Origin of the sequence: Caloranaerobacter ferrireducens (assembly GCF_001730685.1) — a bacterium.
Taxonomy (GTDB): Bacteria; Bacillota; Clostridia; order Tissierellales; family Thermohalobacteraceae; genus Caloranaerobacter; species Caloranaerobacter ferrireducens.
Window position 1 is genome coordinate 123,817 of record NZ_MDJR01000006.1, and the last position, 21,843, is coordinate 145,659.

Sequence of the window (21,843 nt, forward strand, 5' to 3'; positions counted from 1 at the left end):
TAAATCTAGTTTCCCAAAGTTTAAGCTAATTATAAATTATAAACCAATAGAATCTAATAGTCAATTATATTTAAGATAATAATAATTTAAAAATTTACCCCTACTTTACATAAGTAGGGGCGTTTACTATATTTTGCATGTTGTTTAGAATTCTGCTGATCTTGGAGTTCTTGGATATGGAATAACGTCTCTAATATTAGTCATACCTGTTAGATACATTATAGCTCTCTCAAATCCTAATCCATAGCCAGCATGTTTAACTCCGCCATATTTTCTTAATTCTAGATACCACCAATAGTCTTCTTTTTTAAGTCCCATTTCTTCCATTCTCTTTACCAAAATATCGAATCTTTCTTCTCTTTGACTACCACCTATTATTTCTCCAACTCCAGGTACTAATAAATCCATAGCCGCAACAGTTTTATTATCATCGTTCAATCTCATATAGAAAGCCTTTATATCTTTTGGATAATCTGTTACAAAAACAGGCTTATTAAACACTTCCTCTGTAATATATCTTTCATGTTCAGTTTGCAGGTCATTACCCCATTCTACAGGATATTGGAAGTTCTTATTTGATTTTTTTAGTATATCTATAGCTTCAGTATAAGTTATTCTTTCAAAATTTGAATTTACAATATTAGTTAATCTATCTAACAATCCTTTATCTATAAACTTGTTAAAGAACTCCATCTCTTCTGGTGCATTTTCTAAAACAAAACTTATAATATACTTTAACATTTCTTCAGCTAAATCCATATCATCTTGCAGATCTGCAAAAGCTATTTCAGGCTCTATCATCCAGAACTCTGCAGCATGTCTTGGAGTATTAGAATTTTCTGCTCTAAAAGTAGGTCCAAACGTATAAACATTTCTAAATGCCAAAGCATATGCTTCCACATTTAACTGTCCACTTACTGTTAAATTTGTTTCTCTACCAAAGAAATCTTTCTTAAAATCAATTTTACCATTTTCATCTAATGGTAGATTATCAAAGTCTAGCGTTGTGACTCTAAACATTTGTCCTGCACCTTCACAGTCACTGCCCGTAATTATTGGAGTATGCACATAAACAAAACCTCTCTCTTGGAAAAACTTGTGTATTGCATAAGCGACTAATGAACGAATTCTAAATACTGCTGAAAAAGTATTACTTCTTGGTCTTAAATGAGCAATAGTTCTTAGAAATTCGAAAGTATGCCTTTTCTTTTGAAGTGGATAATCCTTATCTGATTCAGCTTCAATAGTTATACTTGTGGCCTTTATTTCAAATGGCTGTTTATTATTAGGAGTTGCTACAAGTAAACCTTCAACTTTAATTGCAGTACTAATAGGCAATTTTGAAATTTCTTTAAAATTATCTAAATTATCCTCAAACACAATTTGAATATTTTTGAAAAAGCTCCCATCATTTAATTCAATAAATCCAAAAGATTTTGAGCTTCTGATAGTTCTTACCCATCCCGAAACAGCTACATTCTTATCTATATACTTTTCCATATTTCTGTAAATTTCTTTTACTAATATACTTCTCATCCTTATACCTCCCTTTTTAATTAGTTAAATGTAAAATTTAAAATTAAGAATTGAAAATGAACCAAATCTTCAATTTAAATAAATTGTTGACCAATTTTACATTTTCAATTTTCAATTTTACATTTCTATGCCCTGTTCCCTGTTCTCTGATTCTAGTACCAAGTATCCAGCACCCAGTACCAAATATATAAAAAACCTTTCATCCCAAAACAAGGGACGAAAGGTTACTTTCGCGGTGCCACCCTAATTGCTGCATATGCAGCCAACTTTACCAGTACAGAAAATACTCTATACTGTCCAAATAATAACGGTTTGGTCCCGTCTAAGCCTACTCTCTAAATGATTTCGGTTAGAGACTCCGAGATGTTCTTCAATATGGACTTCGTATCGGTCTCCCACCATCACCGACTCGCTTAAACTACGTTCCATATCTACTCTTCTCTTCATAGTCTTTTCCATATTTAATTTTTAACTTATTATAATATTTTTTATAAAATATGTCAAAGCAATTTATATAATCTTGCCCGATATTTATATAATTTATTCTACCTTTTCATCCCAAACCATTTTTGCAAGAGGAAATGGTTCTAACGCTCTATCAAGAATACCATGAACATAAGCAATCATTACTCCATAATTCACAATCGGTATATTTAAAGATTTTGCACTATTAATTCTATAAAGCATACCTCTTCTATTTAACATACAGCCTCCACAATGTACAATTAAAGAATATTTTTGTACATCATCTGGAAAGGAACTTCCAGAACTAAATTCAAATTCTAATTTTTTGCCTGTAATTTGTCTTATCCATCTTGGAATTTTTACTCTACCAATATCATCAGCTTGTCTATGATGAGTACATCCTTCTGAAACTAAAATCTTATCTCCATCTTTAAGTTTTTCAATTGCTTTAACTCCTTTTACTAGCTCAACTAAATCTCCTTTAAATCTAGCAAATAGTATTGAAAAAGAAGTCATTAAAATATCCTTTGGAGTATCAGCAGCTACCTTCAAAAAGGCTTGTGAATCTGTTATTACAAGTTTAGGTTTTTTAGAGATATTTTCTAAAGTTTCCTTTAATTCATATTCTTTTGTAACAATAGCAATTGCATCACTTTCTAATATATCTCTAATAGTCTGCTGTTGAGGAAGAATCAGCCTTCCTTTTGGTGCTGCCTTATCAATCGGAGTAACAAGAACTACAAAGTCACCTGGATTTATTAAATCTCCGACTATCTTAAATTTATCTTCATCTTCCGGTAAAACACTAATAATTTTCTTTTTCAATTCATTTATCCCTTGTTTTTTCAACGCTGAAATTGCTAAAACAGGTACTTTAAATTCCTTTTTCAAGCTAATAATTTCTTCATTAGATACTTCGGAAATATCAGCTTTGTTTAATACTATAATTAATGGTATTTTCTTTTCCTTAATTCTATTAATTATCATTTTATCTTCATCAGTTATCCCGACAGTAGTATCAATTACAAACAAGGCCACATCTGTTTTATTCAAAACTTCCATCGATTTTTTAATTCTAAGCTCCCCTAAATCACCAACATCATCTAATCCAGCAGTATCTATAATAACACAAGGTCCGATTGGTAAAATTTCTATAGATTTATAAACAGGGTCTGTAGTAGTTCCCTTAACATCTGATACTATAGCTATTTCTTGATTAGTAATTGCGTTTATAATACTAGATTTTCCAGAATTTCTCTTACCAAACAAAGCTATATGAACTCTAGTTGAACGTGGTGTATCATTTAAACTCATTTATATCCCTCCAAAATTATTTACCTGGTATTCCTGGTTTTGTTACCTGATAAGGATTTAGAATTTTGTCTATTTCCTCTTCAGTCAGAATATTTTCTTCTCTTAAAACTTCTCTTATTGTCTTATTATTTTTAAGTGCTTTCTTTGCTATTTCACTTGCCCTATCATAACCTATATGATGAACAAGAGCCGTTACTAATGCAGTAGACCTTTCAAGGTTTTCCCTGCACCTTTTTTCATTTACTTTTATTCCTTCAATACACTTTTCTCTAAATAAAACAACAGCATCATTTAATAGTTCTAAAGACTCTAAAAGGCTTTCAGCTATAAGCGGAATAAATGCATTCAATTCAAGCTGGCCTGAAGAACTAGCCAGAGTAATAGTGTAATCATTTGCTATGACTTTCATCGCTACTTGCGCTACCATCTCTGGTATTACTGGATTAACCTTTCCAGGCATAATACTCGATCCGGCTTGCATCATAGGAAGCTCTATTTCTCCTAACCCACCTTTTGGACCTGAATTTAACAGTCTTAAATCATTTGAAATTTTAAGCAAATTCACACTGCATGCCTTTAATAGCCCAGAAACCTCTACAAACACATCTGTGTTTTGAGTTATATCCATAGGAAATTCAGACCTAGCTAGCCCTAGTTTTGTTAGATCCTGAATAACATCCGTTATCATAAAAATAAATTTTAATGGAGCGTTCATTCCCGTTCCAATTGCAGTTCCACCTAAATTTATTTGTCTTAGTCTTTCCTCAACCTTGTAAACTCTCCATCTATCTCTAGCAATTGCTTTTGCATAAGCTCCAAATCCTTGACCTACCATCATAGGAAGAGCATCCATAAGCTGAGTTCTACCTAGTTTAATTATTTCACTGAATTGATTTTCTTTAATCTGAAGTGCTTCCTGCAAATCTGCAAGAGAGTTACTCAATTCTCTAAGCATATGAATAGAAGCAATTCTAAGAGCAGTCGGATATACATCATTAGTAGACTGAGACATATTTACATGATTAAGTGGATGAATAATACTATAATCTCCTTTTCTGCCTCCTAAAATTTCTATAGCCCTATTCGCAATAACTTCATTAACATTCATGTTAGTAGATGTTCCCGCTCCACCCTGAAATGCACTTAATTTAAACTCATCATCAAATTTACCTTCGATAACTTCTTCACTCGCTTTAATTATAGCATCAGCTTTATCTTCTGGTAATCTATTTAATCTTTTATTTACTATTGCTGCTGCCTTTTTAATAAGAGCAATTTCTCTTATTAGTTTTAAGTTTACTGTTTTTGATTTTAATTTAAAGTTTTCTAGTGCTCTTTTTGTATTTATCCCATAATATCTATCATTTTCAATCCTGCACTCTCCTAAAAAATCCTTTTCTACTCTATAATTCAAATTTCAAACCTCCTCTCATATCTATTCTTACTCATAAAAATCTAAATACGAATATTTCTTCCCATCTTTTTGCCACCCTAATATTGCATCCATATTTACATTCTGAGCTGCTTTGAAAATAGACTTGTCTACATTTTCAAAATTTTTCTTTAAATCTTCTATAAGCTCTTTAATTTCATTCCTTTTACTCGATGTCTTCTTTGCAGCAACCATACACGCACAATTCAATGGCCAAATTCCACTATTTTGAGTAAACCTCTCAATATGTTTTTCGCGTATATAATACATTGGTCTGATTAATTCTACCCCTCTAAAATTTGTTGATTTCAACTTAGGGAGCATTGTTTTGAAACATCCAGCATATAAAATATTTAATAAAGTAGTCTCAATAACATCATTAAAATGATGTCCAAGAGCTAGCTTATTACATCCAAGCTCTTGAGCTTTATTATATAATGCTCCACGTCGCATTCTAGCACACATATAACAAGGATAATCCTGTGCGATATTATCAACTATTTCAAAAATTCTTGATTCAAAAATATGAATTGGTATATTTAAATATTGACAATTATCAATAAGTAACTCTTTTATACTCTCATGATACCCTGGATCCATTACTATAAATTCGAGCTCAATTTTAACTTGACCTTGACGTTTTAATTCTTGAAAAAGTTTAGCCATAAGCATACTATCTTTGCCGCCAGAAATTGCTACAGCAATCTTGTCTCCATCTTCTACTAAATCAAACTCTCTTATAGCTTTAACAAACTTTGACCATATATGCTTTCTATATTTCTTAATAATACTACGTTCTATTTCTTTAAGAGGTTTTCTTTCATTAAAAGGAACTAATATCTCACAACCACTTCCTGCAATACCATTTTCTCGATTATTATTTTCATTATTACTCATTATGTCACCTCACTTTTTCGAAAATATTATATCACCATTTTAGCAATTTTGTCTTTAGAATAAAATCTTTGATTCAAATAAATTATGGAAGATTTTGATGAAATCCATTACGGAAATTATATTTAAAATTATTCACAGTTTAATAAGGAATATAATTCCCTATAGATTATAAAATTGATGTAAACATCCAAATTTAGTGTTTCAAACTATTTAATACTAAAATCTCCCTTTATGCCCTGATTTATGTGGATATTTAATACTCTCATTAATAATTTTTATACATTTAAGCAAAAACTTCTCTTTTAAATTAACAGTAAAGTTGATTTTGTCCATATCCATTAAAGTAAAAATTGAGTAGTAGGAAATTAATTCACCACTACTCGTATAAGTTAGATTTATAAATGTGTCTCTATAGCTAAATAGGTTTATCTTTTTTACTGAAATAGGATTTGTTTTTCAGTAATTTACAATAATCGAACTGATTAAATACACATTCCTTAATACAAACTGTACATCCTGAAGTATTTGCAAAAGGAACTGCACATTTTCTGTAATCAATGAATGTTAATGACCCATCCTCATGAACTATTGGATTTTCATATATTGCATCTCCAGGACATTTTCTTATGCACTTTCCACACTTAGCACAAAATTCTTTAATCCACATATGCTTATTTTCTGTTGAAAATGGTAAATTCTCAATGTTAGTATATATCGCTGCTATTCTTTGCCTTGGTCCATAATTTGGCGAAATTAAAAGCCCATGTCTTCCTATAGCGCCTAAACCTGCTTTTTCTGCCAATAATGGATATATAACATCTCCCCCTAAAGCTGGTCCTGCTTGAGCCTTAAACCCATTTTTTCTTAAATAATCAGCTATTTTGTTTACTATTATTCCTAATCCTAAATAAGTTCTAAATACTTCTTTACCTGTTTCTATCCCAGGCGCTTTATCTATAAACTCTTTTTTCATTTCCATAGTTACCACAATTGCATTATCATATAGTATTCCACGATTTTTAAAAATTAAATCGCTATCAACTTTTGCAAATCCAATATCAGATACACCCAAACTTTTTGCATATTCAACTAATTTATAAATAAATTTTTCTGAAGCAATTTTATTATTTTCTTTAGGATTTCTTTTTACTGAAGAGTAGCTCTTTTTAACATTAAATAATGTTCTAATCATTGTTGGCATGACTGCCTTAATTTCTTTAAAGGATTTTCTAGAATTACCACCGTATCTCATAATTATTTCTGGTACACTTAATCCTTCCTTTGCATTCTCGCCCGAATAGATGATTTGTTCATTCTCAGATATATATTTTTTTAAATTTTGAATTGATTGAATTATTTTTATCAATTTTGCATTCATAATTAGCCCCCTCAATTCTTTAACTAATATAATCATTCTAGATAAAAATATATCTTTAAAGATTTTCTAATACCCTTTTAATTTATTATACATGAATTTATAGTTATATTAATAAGAGCTAAAGGAACCATTCCTTTAGCTCTTAAAAACTTAATATGTAAAGTTACCATTTTTGAATACAGATATTTCTTTTCCTTCTGCTGTAATTCCTATTATTTCAAGATCTTCTGTGCCTATCATAAAATCTTCATGTACAAGAGAATCGTTTACTCCTAGTTTTTCTAATTCTTCTTTGTTCATGTTTTCACTGTTTTTTATACATACTGGATATGCTTTTCCTATTGCTAGATGGCATGATGCATTTTCATCAAAAAGAGTATTGTAAAACAATATATTTGATTTTGAAATAGGGGAATCATAAGGAACTAAAGCTACTTCACCAAGGTAGCAGGAACCTTCATCAGTTTCAATAAGTTGTTTTAAAGTCTCATAACCTTTTTCAGCTTTAAAATCAACAATCTTTCCATCTTTAAATGTTAAGGAAAAGTTTTCAATTAAGTTCCCGTTATAGTTTAAAGGCTTTGAACTTACTACAGTACCATTTACTCCTGTCTTTTTTGGTAAAGTAAATACCTCTTCTGTAGGCATATTTGCAACAAATTCTACTCCTTCAGGAGTGTAATCTGAACCTCCAAGCCATATATGATTCTCAGGAAGCTCTATTTTCAAATCTGTTCCTAAAGAGTTTTTAAAGTGAAGAAGTTTAAATTTATTACTGTTTAAAAATTCCAAACTTTTTCTAAGATTATTTTTATGATTTTCCCAAGAAGCAACAGGATCTTCTGTATCTACTCTTACAGCTTTTAAAATAGCATCCCATAGTTTTTCAACCGCATCATCTTCTGAAAGTTCAGGGAAGACTTTCTTTGCCCAAGCCTTTGTAGGAACTGATACAATGCACCACACATTTTTATTACTCATCAAACTTTCTCTGTATTCTTTTAATGAAGCATTACTAACCTTACGTTCTTTTGCTATTCTTTCAGGATTTACATCTTTCATAAGCTCTGGATCAGATGCAGATATTCTTAGAAAAGCTGCTCCTTGCTTCATATAATACATATAGAACTCTTTCTTCCATTGAGGAAACTCTTCAAAAACTTCTTCTGGAGCATGCATATATCTAATTTTTGAAAACAACTCATCTATCCAATTTATAACAACATCCTTTGCTCCCTCTTGATAAGCAACCTTTGCTACCATTCTTGCAAAAGAATCACATTCTATAGGAGAAGTTATAACAAGAATTTGGTTTTTTTGAATGTTAATTCCCGTTTTTACTACAAGACGGGCATATTTTTCAAGTGAAATATTATCCATAATCAAACTCCTTTCTCAAAATTTTTACTAAATGCCACAAATTAAATATACCCCTATAAATTATAGTATAACATATTATCAGTATATTTTGACTTTAATGTATTTTTAATATACTTTCACTAAAATAGCTCAAGAAATTATTTTTCGCCGTTGTCGTTTATAACCCTCTCAAAAATTCATCTTTATAATCAAATCTAGCTTCCAAAAATCTGTCTATATCTCTTAGAAGGCTTTCCTTATCTTTAGAAAGTGTTCCTGCCAAATATACATAATTTGAAGCATGATTACTTCTAAAAATACAATTATCTAAATTTAAGTTTTTAATCAATGTTTTTGTTTCAATTAAAACTTCTCTTGGTGTTAAAAGTTGAAATTCTCCTAATTTAACTTTATCATAAAGTTCTGTGCCATTTTGAATAAGTAATGTAAGCAAAGCTAAAAAATTAGGATTTATTTCATTTATCATTTTTGCAGATTTTTCTGCATGTTCAAGCCAATTTTCTCTACCACCCAATCCAGATATAAGAGTTACTGAAAGCTTTATACCTGCTCTTTTTATCTTTCTACCTGCCTCAATCATTTCTTGAGAAGAAACACCTTTTTTTATTTCTTTTAAAATCTTATCACTTCCTGATTCTAATCCCAAATAAACTATTCCTAGTCCACATTCTTTTAACTCTTTTAATTCTTCTACTGTTTTTTTCAATATATCTTTTGGAGCACCATAAATACCTACTCTTTCACATTCAGGAAAAAGTTCTTTTATCTTCAATAGTATTTTCTTCAAATCTTCTGGCTTTAAAACTAATGCATTACCATCAGCTAAAAATATCCTTTTTACACTTTGATAAGCACTTCTTGCCATAACTAAATCTTCAAATATCTCATTAATTTTTCTCATCCTAAAATTCTTGTCCTTGTACATACTGCAAAATGTGCATTTGTTATAAGAACATCCTATAGTTACCTGAATAATAAGACTATACGCTTCACTTGGTGGTCTATATACTACACCTTCATATCTCATATTCCCATCTCTCCAATTTCTTTAATATGTTAATTTTTTAGATGCTTTTTCATTCTAAATATTTTTGATAATTCCGAATCATTATAACATAAAAATTGAAAGTATGGTACTTTTTTGATATGGTTAAAAGATTCAAAAAAGCAGTTCTTTTGTCTATTAGATTTTTGAATACAACAAAACCGTCACCTACTGCATTCTATTTCGTAACTATATCTCACAATAGTCATATTATATAAATAAGTAATTTTAAGGAGATGAGCATATGTATTTATGTCCATTTTATTCTTTAAGACAAATAATTAGAAACAAAATATTTGTACTAGATTTTAAGCAAGGAGATGTAAATGGTGATTTAATAATAGATAATGTCTATTTAGTAGGAAAAAAACCATACGGAATAACAAGTCCCTTTGTTGATAATATAACTCTATTAATTCAAGATGGAAGGACAAATATTTTCTATAAAATTGTTCCAAAAGAAAATGCTGGATATAATCCAACAATCTTTTTAGGAGATTTTACTGGAAATAAAATAAGTGATATTCTAATTAGTATCGACTCAGGAGGAAGCGGTGGATATGCTTTTTATTATATTTATTCCTTTATGAATAATACTCCAATAAAGATCTTTGACCACGAAAAATTCAACCAAAAATATACCTATAAAGTAATATATAAAGATTATTATGAAGTAGAAGTTGAAGGAAACAATTCAAAAAAATATATTATAGACATTAAATATAAAGGTAAAGAATATCTATCTGAAATATATGATGACAAAGGTGAACTTAAAAAGCCTATTGAAGGATGGGTAAATCCTCTTGGCGGACTATATCCTATAGATTTTCAGAGAGATGGAACTTATGAATTATATGCAACCCAACGAATAGCAGGTAGGTATAATGCTGATGGATTGGGATATGTACAAACTTCATTAGAATGGAATGGCAATGATTTTGTTCCATTCTTCCAAACTATAGGAATACTAGGATAGAATGAATTCTATCCTAGTATTTATGTTTTTCTTAAAAATATTTCCGCAATAGATACAATAAATATTCTCTTAATTTTTATAACTTCCGTAATGGATTTCATCAAAATCTTCCTTAACTTATTTAAATCGGAGATTTTGTTCCTGATTATTTAACATTTTTTAATTAAGTTCTATATTTTTTAAGATAATATATAGAAATATATAGATTTTGAATATATCATAATAATATGTGAAAAAATCTTTCAATAAATATGCTAATTTTTCAATTCGGTATTATTATATTTAATATAGAAAAATAGGAGGTCACGTATCATGATAAATGGATTTCCCATTATTATTGGACTTATAGTAATATTTTCAGCAGGACTTATACAAGGAGTGACTAGTTTTGGATTTTCTCTACTCACATTGCCTATTCTAGGTGCATTTGTACCACTTAAAATAATCGTTCCAATGATGATAATATATAGCCTAATAATGAATTCTATGATTCTTTATAAAATAAAAGGACATGTAAATATAAAGAAAATATATTTATTAATTATATCTGCAGTCATAGCTACTCCAATAGGCGCTAACTTATTAATAAACTTAAATGAAAATATATTAAAGATAATAGTAGGTATAATTGTTTCTGTATCTGCCATTTCTTTCTATTTTGGCTATAAAATTAAGATTAATAATGAAAAACTTGCATATATACCAGTAGGTATTTTAAGTGGATTATTAAATGGCAGTGTCAGCCTAAGTGGACCTCCAATAATACTTTTTTTAACTAATCAAGGTGTTTCCAAGCAAATTTTTAGAGCTACCTTAACAGCATATTTTTGGATACTTAATATAATGACTATAATAACTTTTTTATATAAAAGACTTATTACATATGAAGTTTTAAAATTTACAGTTTATCTATTGCCTGCACTAATTATTAGTGTCATGATAGGTATTAAGTTGGGGAATAAAGTTAAAGAAAAGATGTTTAAAAAAATAACTACAATTTTAATAATTTTAATGGGAATATTATCAATTATTTCTGGAATTAAATAGAGCCAGACAAAGGGACAGGTTTATTGTCTGTTTCACTCTTTTTTCTCGCTTTTCTTGGCATAACTTTCACCTCAACCTAATTATACAAATAAAATACCTGCCCCCTTAACTTAGTTCACTTTTTTTCACTTTTTATCTTCATTTTCTTAAAAAAATTATTTTATTAAATTATCAAACTTTTTCAAATTTACAACTTAATAAAGCTTATCTCTTCTTATGCTTCTCAATATTATGTTTATAAAAATATTGTTCTATACCAGTAAAAAAACCAGTGTAACCAGAAACATATATAAAAGGTAATATATTAAAAGTTAATTCTAATAATAATATCCCTAATAAAACTATTGTGAATTTAATATATGTATTTCTAGTGTATTTTTTAATAATATCTATAATCCCAAAACATTCAATAGTATTTAGTGTAATCGAATATATAGTAAACAAGATCATAATATTAAGTAGCAAACTTCGCCAGCTAAATTTAACATCTTTTACATAACCATATAGTAAAAAAAAGATTAATATAACCAAAAAATCTTTATTTATATATTTTTTTAAAGTTTCTGTCTTCATATAACTCTCCTCATGTAAATTAAATTTTTGTTGTCTTCTTATTTATGGTACGGTTCACCCCTACTTATTCTAAAAGCTCTATATATTTGCTCTAATAAAATTAATTTCATCAGCTGATGGGGAAATGTCATTTTTGAAAAAGATAATTTGAAATGACTTTTATTTATAACTTCTTGTGATAGTCCTAAAGAACCACCTATTATAAAAGTTATATTACTGTTTCCTGATAAGGCCAAACTGTCAAGTTTTTTTGAAAATTCCTCTGAAGATAAACTTTTACCATCAATACATAAGGTTATAATATAAGAGCTTTCATTCAATTTGCTTAATATTCTTTCACCTTCTTTTTTCTTCACAATTTCCATTTCAGCTTCACTTAAACTTTCTGGAGCCTTTTCATCATTCACTTCAATTAATTTTAGTTTACAGTACTTAGATAATCTTTTTGAAAACTCTTTTATACCATCATTTAAATATTTTTCTTTAATTTTACCTACTGAAATTATCGTTATATTCATTTAAATCCTCCTATATAAACTACTTTAATTACATAATTATTCTTTATATAGAATCGCATACTATCGCTCTGAAATATAAATTTATCTGTAATACCTTCTATCCTATCAACTTTTAATAATTCTTCTTTCAGTTTTTTATTATCGATATTCAAACCACTTCCTATAATCTTATCATCCTCTACAGCTATTAAAAAAAGTTCTAAAATTACTCTTTCATAGTCCTCTGGTAAAAAGTCTCCTTTTAGTTTATTACACCTTTTACAGCAAGTTACTAAATTGAAAATATCATTAGTCCCACCTTTACTCACAGGAAAATAATGATCTAATGTAATCTGATGAAATTTAAGTTTCTTCCCACAATAAAAACATCTTTTTAAATCTCTTTGATAAATATATAGCTTGTCCTTATTGCCAGGCTTCACAAAATCACACCTTGATTTATACTTTTAAATACATTTTTTATTCTAAACTTCCATTTAATTCTCTATTTTATATTCTGATTGCATACATAATCAACTTATACTATTAAATATTTAGGCGTTTTATCACAAAAATCACAAGTATGCGGACTTGTCCAATCGGTAAAAGATATTTTATCTAATTCATAGATGTCAGGTGGTTGTTCATACACATCAATAAACTCCTCAATTGCAATATCTAAATGTTCATTGCAAACAACATACATACAAATCACTCCATTTATTTTAATATAGTAATCTTTGTTATTCGTCATTCACCATTAATTAATTTACATTCTACATTTTCAATTTTACATTTTTAATCAGTGCCTAATTATAGTATTCTCATTTAAATATTAAATTATATACAAAAGGCTTGACTATGTTTTAAGCCAAGCCTCGTAGCCACCTAGTAATTATCTGGTCTGGTTTCAAATGTTAATTCTAGATTAATAGTTTCACCATTTCTCATAATCTCAATATTAGCTTTATCTCCAGGCTTATATTTATAAAGTATTCTTCTTAAATGATTCATAGATATTACATTTTCGCCATCTACTTTTAATATAACATCGCCAGCTCTTATTCCTGCTTTAAATGCTGGTGATTTAGATGCAACTTCTATTACAATCACACCACTGTCAGCCTTCAAGTCAATGCCTAAAGCTTTTTCATATTTTTCTACTTCAACTCCCGATATACCCATAAACACAGTTTTAAACGTTCCTTCTTTAATAACTTGTTCTATAATAGGTTTAGCAGTATTAATCGGAATAGCAAAACCTAATCCCTCTGCTGACTGTATTTTAGCAGTATTTATACCTATAACTTCACCTTTTGAATTTAGTAACGGACCTCCACTATTACCAGGATTTATTGATGCATCTGTCTGTATTAAATTTTCAATAACATTATTTTCATCAACTCTAATAGATCTATTTAAACCACTTATGATTCCAGAAGTTACAGTTCTTTGGAATTCTAAACCCAAAGGATTACCTATAGCAACAGCTAATTCTCCAACCTGGAGCTTGTCAGAATCACCCAAATCAGCTGCTGGTAAATTTGTTGCATCAACCTTAACAATAGCTAAATCTAAAGCCTTTTCATACCATAAAACTTTTCCTTCTTTTTTATCCCCATTCTTGAATAATACAGTTATCTTATCTGCTTTTCCATCTGCAATTACATGAGAGTTTGTTAATATATATCCATTGCTATCAACGATTACACCAGAACCTACCCCTTGCTGCTGACGAGGTCCCCAAAAAAAGTAATCCACAGTCTGTATCGTAGTTATACCAACAACTGACTTCATAGCCTTCTTAGCCACAGCAGTTACAGTTGTAATATCATCCTTTGGTATTATTTTTATTTCTGCATTTTCTGTTATGTTTTTCTTATATAGCTCTGGAATTGGTAAATACTTTCCATATAAATAGGCTGGTGCAACATACGATGAAATTATTCCACCAATTAATGCTGCTATCAAAGCCACTATAAAATATGAAAATACTCCTCTTCTTTTCCTATAAGGTTTATAAGAAGTTATAGGGCCTTTAACATAGTAGTCGCTAGTGTTAGCAATTTCCTTTTCATAAGCATCCTCAATATTATTTTTTTCATTCTCACTTTCTCTTTTTTCTTCCCAATCCATTTTAAACACCTCCTGCAGCAAATCATTTATTAAAAATCATATATTTTTGTTGGCCTATCCCTTTGTGTAAGTTCAAGAATAATATCATCTCCTATTTTTATACCCTTTTCTCTTAAAATATTAACAACTGTTTGATAAGCTAACTCTGGAAAATTATTTTCTTTACTTAAATGAGCTAAAAGTACCTTTTGCCTTTTCCCAGAAAATACTTCTGATATTACTTCTCCCGCTAAATCATTAGATAAGTGCCCTGTGTCTCCTAGTATTCTCTTTTTTAAAAACCATGGATATCTACCCATCTTTAACATTTCTATATCGTGATTAGACTCAATTACCAATAAATCTGAATTATATATTTTCTTTTTAATATCTTCACTAACATAACCTGTATCTGTTACTAAACTCAATTTTACATTTTTATGATAAAAACAAAAACCAACAGATTCAATTGAGTCATGTGAAGTTTTAAACGGTAATACTCCTAAATCTTTTAATTCAAATTCTTTTTCAGTCTTAAATATCTTAATATTATTTATGCTTATTTCTCCTATATCATTCTCCATCGCCTTCCAAGTACTCTCATTAGCATATATGGGTAAATTATATCGTCTAGAAAGAATTCCTACACCTTTTATATGATCTTTATGTTCATGAGTAACTAATATACCATTTATATCTTCAGGCGAAATGCCTATTGATTTTAATGAATTCTCAATCTTTCTTCCACTTAATCCTGCATCTATCAATAACTTAATTCTGTCTGTTTCAATATACTGACAGTTACCACTACTTCCACTAGCTAATGAACAAAATCTAATAGTCATCCTTGTCCTCCAAACAGTTTTTTGCAGTTATATTATAGCACAAAAAAATTTATGAAAAAAGCCGAGTAAATCCCCGGCTAAATTTTAACTCTCTTAATTTTTGCTCCTAAATTTCTAAACTTCTCTTCAACCTTTTCATAACCTCTATCTATATGATAAATATTATCTATTTCTGTTATCCCTTCTGCAATAAGCCCTGCTATTATAAATGCCGCTCCAGCTCTTAAATCTGTTACTGATATCCTAGCTCCACTTAAACGCTTTACTCCTTCTACTACTGCAACTCTACCTTCCACTTTTATATTTGCTCCCATGCGCTTTAATTCATCAACATATTTAAATCTTCCTTCAAATATGCTTTCAGTAACTACACTTGTACCATTTACTGTTGATAATAGTACTGTCATTGGCTGTTGTAAATCAGTCGGGAAACCTGGATATGGTAAAGTTTTAATATTTACACTCTTAAGATTATCTGAACCTTTAACTCTTATAGAATCACCATACTCTATTACTTCAACACCCATCTCCTTTAATTTAGCAGTTATAGACTCTAAATGCTTAGGAATAACATTATTAATTAATACATCTCCTCCAGTAGCAGCAGCAGCTATCATATATGTGCCTGCTTCAATTTGGTCAGGTATAACGCTATAAGTACATCCGTGTAACTTATCAACACCTTTTATTTTTATAACATCTGTTCCTGCTCCTCTTACATCAGCACCCATCATATTCAAAAAGTTAGCAACATCAACAACATGGGGTTCTTTAGCAGCATTTTCAATTATTGTAGTTCCTTCAGCTAATACAGCTGCAAGCATTATATTAATTGTAGCACCAACACTAACTACATCAAGATATATCTTTGCACCCACTAATTTGTCTGCTCTACATCTGATAACACCATGCTCTATTTCTACTTCTGCTCCTAATGCTTCAAATCCCTTTATATGCTGGTCTATTGGTCTAGTACCTATATTACATCCTCCTGGATAAGCTACTTCAACTTCCTTAAACCTTCCTAAACCTGCCCCTATCAAATAATAAGAAGCTCTCATCTTATTCGCCAAATCATATGTAGCACAGCATTTATCAAGTTTACTTGAATCTATTATCATGGTTCCATTTTCATCTAGCTCTACATCTACTCCTAGCTCCTGCATTATATCCTTGAATAGATATACATCTCTAATATGAGGAATATTTTCTATATAACACTTACCACCTGATAATATAGAAGCAGGTATAATAGCAACTGCAGCATTTTTAAATCCACTTATATTAACTTGACCTTCAAGTTTTACTCCACCTTCAACTATAAGCTTTTCCATGTATCTAACTGACAAAAGTCAGTATAGTCACCCCACTTTCCACTTTGGTATATTAAGTCCATAATAATATTATATACAAGTATTTAGTTTTTTTAAATACTAATCTTAAACACTATTAAAAATAATGAAATCTTTATTGCCTTGTCTACTATTATCTATATGCTAGTCCAAAAAAAAATAGAAGAAAAAATAAAATTCTTCTATTGTCTAAATATAAATTATTTAATCTATAAATATTAAAGTTCCATCACTGAGCTTTATTCTCCAAGCTGGTCCTGCTTGTCCTTTTAATGTCTTTTTCCAGTCTCTTGCACCATGCTTTATCGGATCAAAATAATAACACAAGCTTATATCGACTATAGTTTTTCCATAAATATCTTCCATCGTAAGTAATCTTAGAAGAGACTCGGGTGCAGCACTTATCGTTATCTTACGTTCACTCATCTTTACAAAATTAAACCAAAGTCTCTCAAATCTTTTAATCCCTGTATTATCTATTTCAAATATCATATAACTTTTCTCTAATAACATATCTTTATTCTTTTTAGTATATCTTAAAATATATCTATTCCCATCAAAACTATAGTCTGTTAATTTATAATCGTTTTGATCAAAATCATTATTTTTAATAAAATTCTCTGCAATCGAAACTGCTATATCCTTGTTAAGTTCATTATAAATTTTAATAGAAGAATCGTTTTTATATATTATTTTCTTATTATCTATTATTTCTAACGTTTCATTCCCCTTTTTATATAATATTTGTCCATTAACAACTTCTTTACTATAATCCCCCAGTAATTTTTCTGCTAATTTTTGAGGATCATGTATCTCATATTCTATAGTCAATAGGGGTAAAGATGGAATAATTTTAGGTATATCTGCATCAATTTTTATGCCTTTCTGCAAAAGAAGATTTTTAACTTCTTTTATAAATTCTTCCTTTACAGTAAGGTAGGCACTTTCATCTCTTTTATTATCAATAAGCACATATACCAAAATTAAATTTGTAATCAAAAATGCTATTATCAGTATATTTATGGCCTTCGACCAATCCATTTATGTTCACCATCCAAAATATTATCTATTCCGGTAACCCCCCATTGACAAACTTGCCATCATGCATATCAAAAATATAAGTAATTCCATTCACCTCAATTACCCATACCCCTATTAATTTTTGCTTGTACTTTTTATCACAATAATCAAAATATCCTAATTCAATATCGTCTATCAATGATAAAATTGTAAAATTATCAATTTGTTCTATTTTTAAATTATTTTTCTTAGCTACATCTGCTTTAATCATCGACAAATTAGCTTCTATAACCTTTTCTGGCGGCAAAATCTTCTCTTTAGAAGACTTTTTATATTCAACCTTACTTATAGTCCTTATATATCTTTTATAGCTTTTTACATTTTTGTTAAATACTTCTATTTCTATAGGGCTGCTAAACTTATTTTTGTCAGCATAAACAGTTAAATTGTTAACTCTATATGTAAATTTAAATCTATATCCTTTGTTTCCTTTATACTCTATTTCTTCAATAGAAGACAAATAAGCTTCTTCAGGCCATCCTAAATGACTTGTAATAAAATCTACTGCTTTATTTAAACTAATAAAAAGATTTCTCTCTGTTACATTTTCATCTAGAGTATTAAAATATTCAATCAAACCATTTTTTGAAATCTTCAAACCTTTTTGTCCATACAAAAAAATAACAGATCCATCAGTCTCAACTATTTTTCTAGCATACTCTAGATCTTCTCCAAAAAAACTTTTTGCTACAGATTCCATAGACAGATAACTTTCAGTATTCATTTCATTATTAACATAAACATAAGGAATTATATAATTTAAACTTGATGTATTAATAGGAATATAAACATCCTTATCTATACCCCACATTCGGATTGAATAATATTTAAGTACATTTTCTCTTTCTATTTCGTCCAATGTATTTATTAAAATACTGGTATCAACCTTAATATTATATATTTTTATATGATTAGTTTTATTGCTAAGTACTATATAAGGATTTCTTCCTAAATAAATATAAATGTTTCGTACATTTTTTATGCTATTATAAATCGAACTTGAAGGCTTACAATTCAGTACCTTTACTAGCATATATATTGGTATATCTTCGGTAAAAAATAAATTTATAGATTTTTTAACATCATTCTTAATAATTTCTCTTTCATCTATCTCCTTATAACTCAAATCTTCCTTTTGAAAAATTCCTTTTAAATACGATCTGGTTTTTAACCATAAATCATATCTGTCGCCCGAATATAATATAGTATAATTACCCCCGAAGTTAATTAAGTACTTTTCAGGAGATATCACATCAGACAAAATATAATTGTATCCAATACCTTTGTCTTTATCTTCACTAAAGGAAGGAATAAAGGTAAATGGAAATTGCACCCACAACTGCTGTGTTAAAAAAATACTAATGAGAACTAAAGATACTAGCAAAAAAGCCTTCGATCTCTCTCTTTGCATTTAGAATCATCTCCAAAAAAATGGTATGCTAGTATCTTGATTATTTGATAAATCTATCATTTGTCTAATAGTTTCAGAAAAATTCATGCTTCCAATATTGTCAATATATTCCTTTACTTTCTCCATATCAGTAACATATACATACTTAGTTATAATATCTGTTACTTCATCATCAATAACATATATACTTATCTTATTTTTCCCTGGTTTGAGCTCTAACTCCTTAGCAAATACACCTAAATCTCCTACTTCTAACACTTCTTTTGTCTCAAGCGTATATACTTCTTCTGCTTCTTCCACATCTTCCATACTGCTATCATTTATTGACAATGTATCTACATTAAAATCAACACCTGCCAAGCTAGCAGAAGAATATACCTCTACTATTATCTTAAGTCCTTGTCTTGCTCTACCTGAAAGCAAAACAATATTATCAGTAGTAATCAAATTATCTTCTGGATAAATTATATCAATAATGCTTTCTTTTTTAACAATCTCAATATTTGTATCGTTTTTTTCTATCTCACTATCATTTCCAACCGAATAACCAACTGTTCCGTAAGTACCTATTATCACTATTACTAATGCTCCTGTTAATACCTTCTTAAGCATAATTATTCCTCCTTAAAGGTACAAATAGTACTTCAGCATAATTATATAACAACATTATTACAAATATATTACAACGCTATTAAAATTGAATTACACCCCTATAGCAGGTAAAATAATATCCACTTCTGTACCAATATTATACTTACTTCTTATCTTTATATCTCCATTATGCGCTTCTACTATCTGCTTTGCTATTGAAAGTCCTAGGCCTGTACCACCTAAAGCTCTAGATCTTGCTTTATCTACTCTATAAAATCTTTCAAATATTCTATCTAAATCTTCTTCTGGAATACCAATACCATTATCTTTAACAGTAATAATTACATTATCATTTTCTCTTTTTACAAAAATACTTATTTCACCTTTTTCAGGAGTATACTTAATAGCATTACTAACTATATTTAGTATTACCTGCAATATACCATCCTTATCAGCAAAAATTTCTGTAATATTTTCCTCAATTTGAATATTTATACTTTGTTTTTTCTCCTTTGCAAATATCGCTGTTCTTTTTAAAGTTTCTTCTATAAGCTCTTTTACAGAAATTTTTGTCATATTCCATTTTGTCTGTTTAAAATCAAGATTTGAAAGTTGCAATAAATCCCTTACAATTCTAGCCATTCTATCGCATTCATTATTTATTACATTTAAAAATTGCATAGAATACTGTGTATTGTCAATTGCACCTTCAAGGAGAGTTTCTGTATAACTTTTAATAGTTGTTATCGGAGTTTTTAACTCATGAGATACATTAGCAACAAATTCCTTTCTCATATTCTCTAGTTTTTGCTGTTCAGTTATGTCCTGCAAAACTACTATAAGCCCACCATAATCGCCATTCTCATTTTTAAACGGTGCAAATTTAGCTCTGTATATTACTGAATTATATTCAAAAACCTCACTACCTTCCCATTTATCTACCTTTTTAATATATTCTAAAGTCAACTTTTCATTTAACGGCCTTACTAAATCATCATATTTCTTTTTGTTTAACTCGTCATAAGACAATCCAAATAAATCTAAAACTATCGGATTTGCATGTATAATTTCTCCATCTTTATTTACTGCTATCACACCATCTGCCATATAGGTAAAGATTGTATCCATTTTACTCTTTTCACTATATACTTCAGATATTGTTGCTTTAAGCTTTTGAGTTAAATAATTAAACATACTAGCAAGCTGCCCAATTTCATCATCTGATTTAACCTCAACAAATTGATCAAAATCACCTTTAGCCATTTTTTCAGCTTTTATTGTAACATCATTTATCGGACCTGTTATACTTTTTGCAATAAAAAAACCCAGAAAAACTGTAATAAATAAAGCCAGCAGCGTTGCCTGGGTTAAAATAATTTTAGATTCATCTATAGTATCATATACATCTTCTAAATCTGATATAAGATATATAATACCCTTAACTTCCCCAATTTTATTAAACACAGGATAAGCCAAGTGTTTCTCTTTTACATCTGATCTATCCAGATTAGATATGATAGCATCCACTTTTTCCCCATCTAAAGCAGATAATATCAAAGCTGAATTTATTAGTCTGCACTCAAAAGCTTTCTTACCCTGAAACTTTCTATTGTTACTTGCTAATATCTCTGGTATTTGTGAATTGCTTAATATATATAAAGTTTCTGTAGTCTTTAAAGGCCATTTCGAAATAGTAGATTGTATACTTTCCCTTGATTTTTCCCAATTATCTTGTTGTATTGCCGAAGATCTTATGATTTCCTCAATACGGTACTCCATATCGTCAGAAATCTGATTGAGTTGATGTTTCTCTAAATTTTCTATAATAAATACTCCTACTATAACCATTGCTATAAATACTAATAGAAAGTAAATAGTTATAAATTTCCATCTAACACTATTAAACATT

General features: G+C 29.2%; 20 protein-coding genes and 1 other annotated feature. Of the genes, 2 read left to right on the forward strand and 18 right to left on the reverse strand.

The features are described 5' to 3' along the window. Positions 1-144: 144 nt before the first annotated feature. The 7 genes from asnS to BFN48_RS09730 all read right to left on the reverse strand — a co-directional run bounded on the left by asnS (position 145) and on the right by BFN48_RS09730 (position 9,429). Positions 145-1,536 (reverse strand): asparagine--tRNA ligase, encoded by a 1,392-nt coding sequence (asnS, locus tag BFN48_RS09700; RefSeq protein WP_069650711.1) that lies wholly within the window; start codon positions 1,534-1,536, stop codon positions 145-147. Between the two features lie 209 nt (positions 1,537-1,745). After that, positions 1,746-1,992: a binding site (T-box leader), on the reverse strand. Positions 1,993-2,076: 84 nt separating this feature from the next. Then, positions 2,077-3,315, reverse strand: coding sequence for a [FeFe] hydrogenase H-cluster maturation GTPase HydF (hydF, locus tag BFN48_RS09705; RefSeq protein ID WP_069650712.1), 1,239 nt, complete (start codon positions 3,313-3,315; stop codon positions 2,077-2,079). Between the two features lie 16 nt (positions 3,316-3,331). After that, positions 3,332-4,729: an aspartate ammonia-lyase gene (locus BFN48_RS09710; protein ID WP_069650713.1), complete on the reverse strand. Its 1,398-nt coding sequence runs from the start codon at positions 4,727-4,729 to the stop codon at positions 3,332-3,334. 27 nt (positions 4,730-4,756) lie between these two features. Further along, positions 4,757-5,644 (reverse strand): tRNA 2-thiocytidine biosynthesis TtcA family protein, encoded by an 888-nt coding sequence (locus BFN48_RS09715; RefSeq protein ID WP_069650714.1) that lies wholly within the window; start codon positions 5,642-5,644, stop codon positions 4,757-4,759. Between the two features lie 415 nt (positions 5,645-6,059). Continuing rightward, complete coding sequence (locus BFN48_RS09720) at positions 6,060-7,058, reverse strand: 4Fe-4S binding protein (protein WP_069650715.1); 999 nt, start codon at positions 7,056-7,058, stop codon at positions 6,060-6,062. A gap of 114 nt (positions 7,059-7,172) precedes the next feature. Beyond that, a complete protein-coding gene (locus BFN48_RS09725) occupies positions 7,173-8,402 on the reverse strand; it encodes an aminopeptidase (RefSeq protein WP_176718863.1) in 1,230 nt (409 codons plus the stop codon). A gap of 157 nt (positions 8,403-8,559) precedes the next feature. Further along, positions 8,560-9,429, reverse strand: a complete 870-nt coding sequence (locus BFN48_RS09730) for a radical SAM protein (protein ID WP_069650716.1) — start codon at positions 9,427-9,429, stop codon at positions 8,560-8,562. A gap of 262 nt (positions 9,430-9,691) precedes the next feature. On the opposite strand from BFN48_RS09730, the gene BFN48_RS09735 reads away from it, so the two are divergent. Both BFN48_RS09735 and BFN48_RS09740 read left to right on the forward strand, forming a co-directional pair. After that, the gene (locus BFN48_RS09735) at positions 9,692-10,423 is read left to right on the forward strand and encodes a spore coat protein (protein ID WP_069650717.1); all 732 of its coding nucleotides are present in this window, start codon (positions 9,692-9,694) and stop codon (positions 10,421-10,423) included. A 312-nt stretch (positions 10,424-10,735) separates the two neighbouring features. Beyond that, a complete protein-coding gene (locus tag BFN48_RS09740; RefSeq protein WP_069650718.1) occupies positions 10,736-11,470 on the forward strand; it encodes a sulfite exporter TauE/SafE family protein in 735 nt (244 codons plus the stop codon). Between the two features lie 204 nt (positions 11,471-11,674). On the opposite strand, the gene BFN48_RS09745 is transcribed toward BFN48_RS09740, so the two are convergent. The 11 genes from BFN48_RS09745 to BFN48_RS09795 all read right to left on the reverse strand — a co-directional run bounded on the left by BFN48_RS09745 (position 11,675) and on the right by BFN48_RS09795 (position 21,842). Beyond that, positions 11,675-12,043 (reverse strand): hypothetical protein, encoded by a 369-nt coding sequence (locus tag BFN48_RS09745; RefSeq protein ID WP_069650719.1) that lies wholly within the window; start codon positions 12,041-12,043, stop codon positions 11,675-11,677. Between the two features lie 38 nt (positions 12,044-12,081). Further along, the gene (rlmH, locus tag BFN48_RS09750; protein WP_069650720.1) at positions 12,082-12,561 is read right to left on the reverse strand and encodes a 23S rRNA (pseudouridine(1915)-N(3))-methyltransferase RlmH; all 480 of its coding nucleotides are present in this window, start codon (positions 12,559-12,561) and stop codon (positions 12,082-12,084) included. Beyond that, complete coding sequence (locus BFN48_RS09755; protein ID WP_069650721.1) at positions 12,558-12,983, reverse strand: HNH endonuclease; 426 nt, start codon at positions 12,981-12,983, stop codon at positions 12,558-12,560. Before BFN48_RS09755 ends, rlmH begins: the two co-directional genes overlap by 4 nt. A 95-nt stretch (positions 12,984-13,078) precedes the next feature. Next, positions 13,079-13,246 (reverse strand): CxxH/CxxC protein, encoded by a 168-nt coding sequence (locus BFN48_RS09760; protein ID WP_069650722.1) that lies wholly within the window; start codon positions 13,244-13,246, stop codon positions 13,079-13,081. Positions 13,247-13,428: 182 nt separating this feature from the next. Beyond that, positions 13,429-14,676, reverse strand: a complete 1,248-nt coding sequence (gene htrA, locus BFN48_RS09765; RefSeq protein WP_069650723.1) for a serine protease HtrA — start codon at positions 14,674-14,676, stop codon at positions 13,429-13,431. A gap of 29 nt (positions 14,677-14,705) precedes the next feature. After that, on the reverse strand, positions 14,706-15,500 hold the full coding sequence (locus tag BFN48_RS09770; protein ID WP_083238891.1) for an MBL fold metallo-hydrolase: 795 nt from the start codon (positions 15,498-15,500) through the stop codon (positions 14,706-14,708). A 77-nt stretch (positions 15,501-15,577) separates the two neighbouring features. Beyond that, entirely contained in the window at positions 15,578-16,849 is a 1,272-nt protein-coding gene (locus tag BFN48_RS09775; RefSeq protein ID WP_341419764.1) for a UDP-N-acetylglucosamine 1-carboxyvinyltransferase, read from the reverse strand. Between the two features lie 207 nt (positions 16,850-17,056). Beyond that, the gene (gene yycI, locus BFN48_RS09780) at positions 17,057-17,893 is read right to left on the reverse strand and encodes a two-component system regulatory protein YycI (protein WP_069650725.1); all 837 of its coding nucleotides are present in this window, start codon (positions 17,891-17,893) and stop codon (positions 17,057-17,059) included. Between the two features lie 25 nt (positions 17,894-17,918). Next, positions 17,919-19,343: a two-component system activity regulator YycH gene (gene yycH, locus BFN48_RS09785; protein ID WP_069650726.1), complete on the reverse strand. Its 1,425-nt coding sequence runs from the start codon at positions 19,341-19,343 to the stop codon at positions 17,919-17,921. 6 nt (positions 19,344-19,349) lie between these two features. Further along, positions 19,350-19,955, reverse strand: a complete 606-nt coding sequence (locus BFN48_RS09790) for a hypothetical protein (RefSeq protein ID WP_069650727.1) — start codon at positions 19,953-19,955, stop codon at positions 19,350-19,352. Between the two features lie 90 nt (positions 19,956-20,045). After that, positions 20,046-21,842 (reverse strand): sensor histidine kinase, encoded by a 1,797-nt coding sequence (locus BFN48_RS09795; protein ID WP_069650728.1) that lies wholly within the window; start codon positions 21,840-21,842, stop codon positions 20,046-20,048. Position 21,843 lies beyond the last annotated feature (1 nt).

Excerpts from the sequence above, each read along its gene's own strand:
- asnS (WP_069650711.1), bottom strand. The coding sequence starts at position 1,536 with ATGAGAAGTATATTAGTAAAAGAAATTTACAGAAATATGGAAAAGTAT.
- hydF (WP_069650712.1), bottom strand. The coding sequence starts at position 3,315 with ATGAGTTTAAATGATACACCACGTTCAACTAGAGTTCATATAGCTTTG.
- BFN48_RS09715 (WP_069650714.1), bottom strand. The coding sequence starts at position 5,644 with ATGAGTAATAATGAAAATAATAATCGAGAAAATGGTATTGCAGGAAGT.
- BFN48_RS09720 (WP_069650715.1), bottom strand. The coding sequence starts at position 7,058 with ATGATTATATTAGTTAAAGAATTGAGGGGGCTAATTATGAATGCAAAA.
- BFN48_RS09725 (WP_176718863.1), bottom strand. The coding sequence starts at position 8,402 with ATGGATAATATTTCACTTGAAAAATATGCCCGTCTTGTAGTAAAAACG.
- BFN48_RS09730 (WP_069650716.1), bottom strand. The coding sequence starts at position 9,429 with ATGAGATATGAAGGTGTAGTATATAGACCACCAAGTGAAGCGTATAGT.
- BFN48_RS09735 (WP_069650717.1), top strand. The coding sequence starts at position 9,692 with ATGTATTTATGTCCATTTTATTCTTTAAGACAAATAATTAGAAACAAA.
- BFN48_RS09740 (WP_069650718.1), top strand. The coding sequence starts at position 10,736 with ATGATAAATGGATTTCCCATTATTATTGGACTTATAGTAATATTTTCA.
- BFN48_RS09745 (WP_069650719.1), bottom strand. The coding sequence starts at position 12,043 with ATGAAGACAGAAACTTTAAAAAAATATATAAATAAAGATTTTTTGGTT.
- rlmH (WP_069650720.1), bottom strand. The coding sequence starts at position 12,561 with ATGAATATAACGATAATTTCAGTAGGTAAAATTAAAGAAAAATATTTA.
- BFN48_RS09760 (WP_069650722.1), bottom strand. The coding sequence starts at position 13,246 with ATGTATGTTGTTTGCAATGAACATTTAGATATTGCAATTGAGGAGTTT.
- htrA (WP_069650723.1), bottom strand. The coding sequence starts at position 14,676 with ATGGATTGGGAAGAAAAAAGAGAAAGTGAGAATGAAAAAAATAATATT.
- BFN48_RS09770 (WP_083238891.1), bottom strand. The coding sequence starts at position 15,500 with ATGACTATTAGATTTTGTTCATTAGCTAGTGGAAGTAGTGGTAACTGT.
- yycI (WP_069650725.1), bottom strand. The coding sequence starts at position 17,893 with ATGGATTGGTCGAAGGCCATAAATATACTGATAATAGCATTTTTGATT.
- yycH (WP_069650726.1), bottom strand. The coding sequence starts at position 19,343 with ATGCAAAGAGAGAGATCGAAGGCTTTTTTGCTAGTATCTTTAGTTCTC.
- BFN48_RS09790 (WP_069650727.1), bottom strand. The coding sequence starts at position 19,955 with ATGCTTAAGAAGGTATTAACAGGAGCATTAGTAATAGTGATAATAGGT.
- BFN48_RS09795 (WP_069650728.1), bottom strand. The coding sequence starts at position 21,842 with ATGTTTAATAGTGTTAGATGGAAATTTATAACTATTTACTTTCTATTA.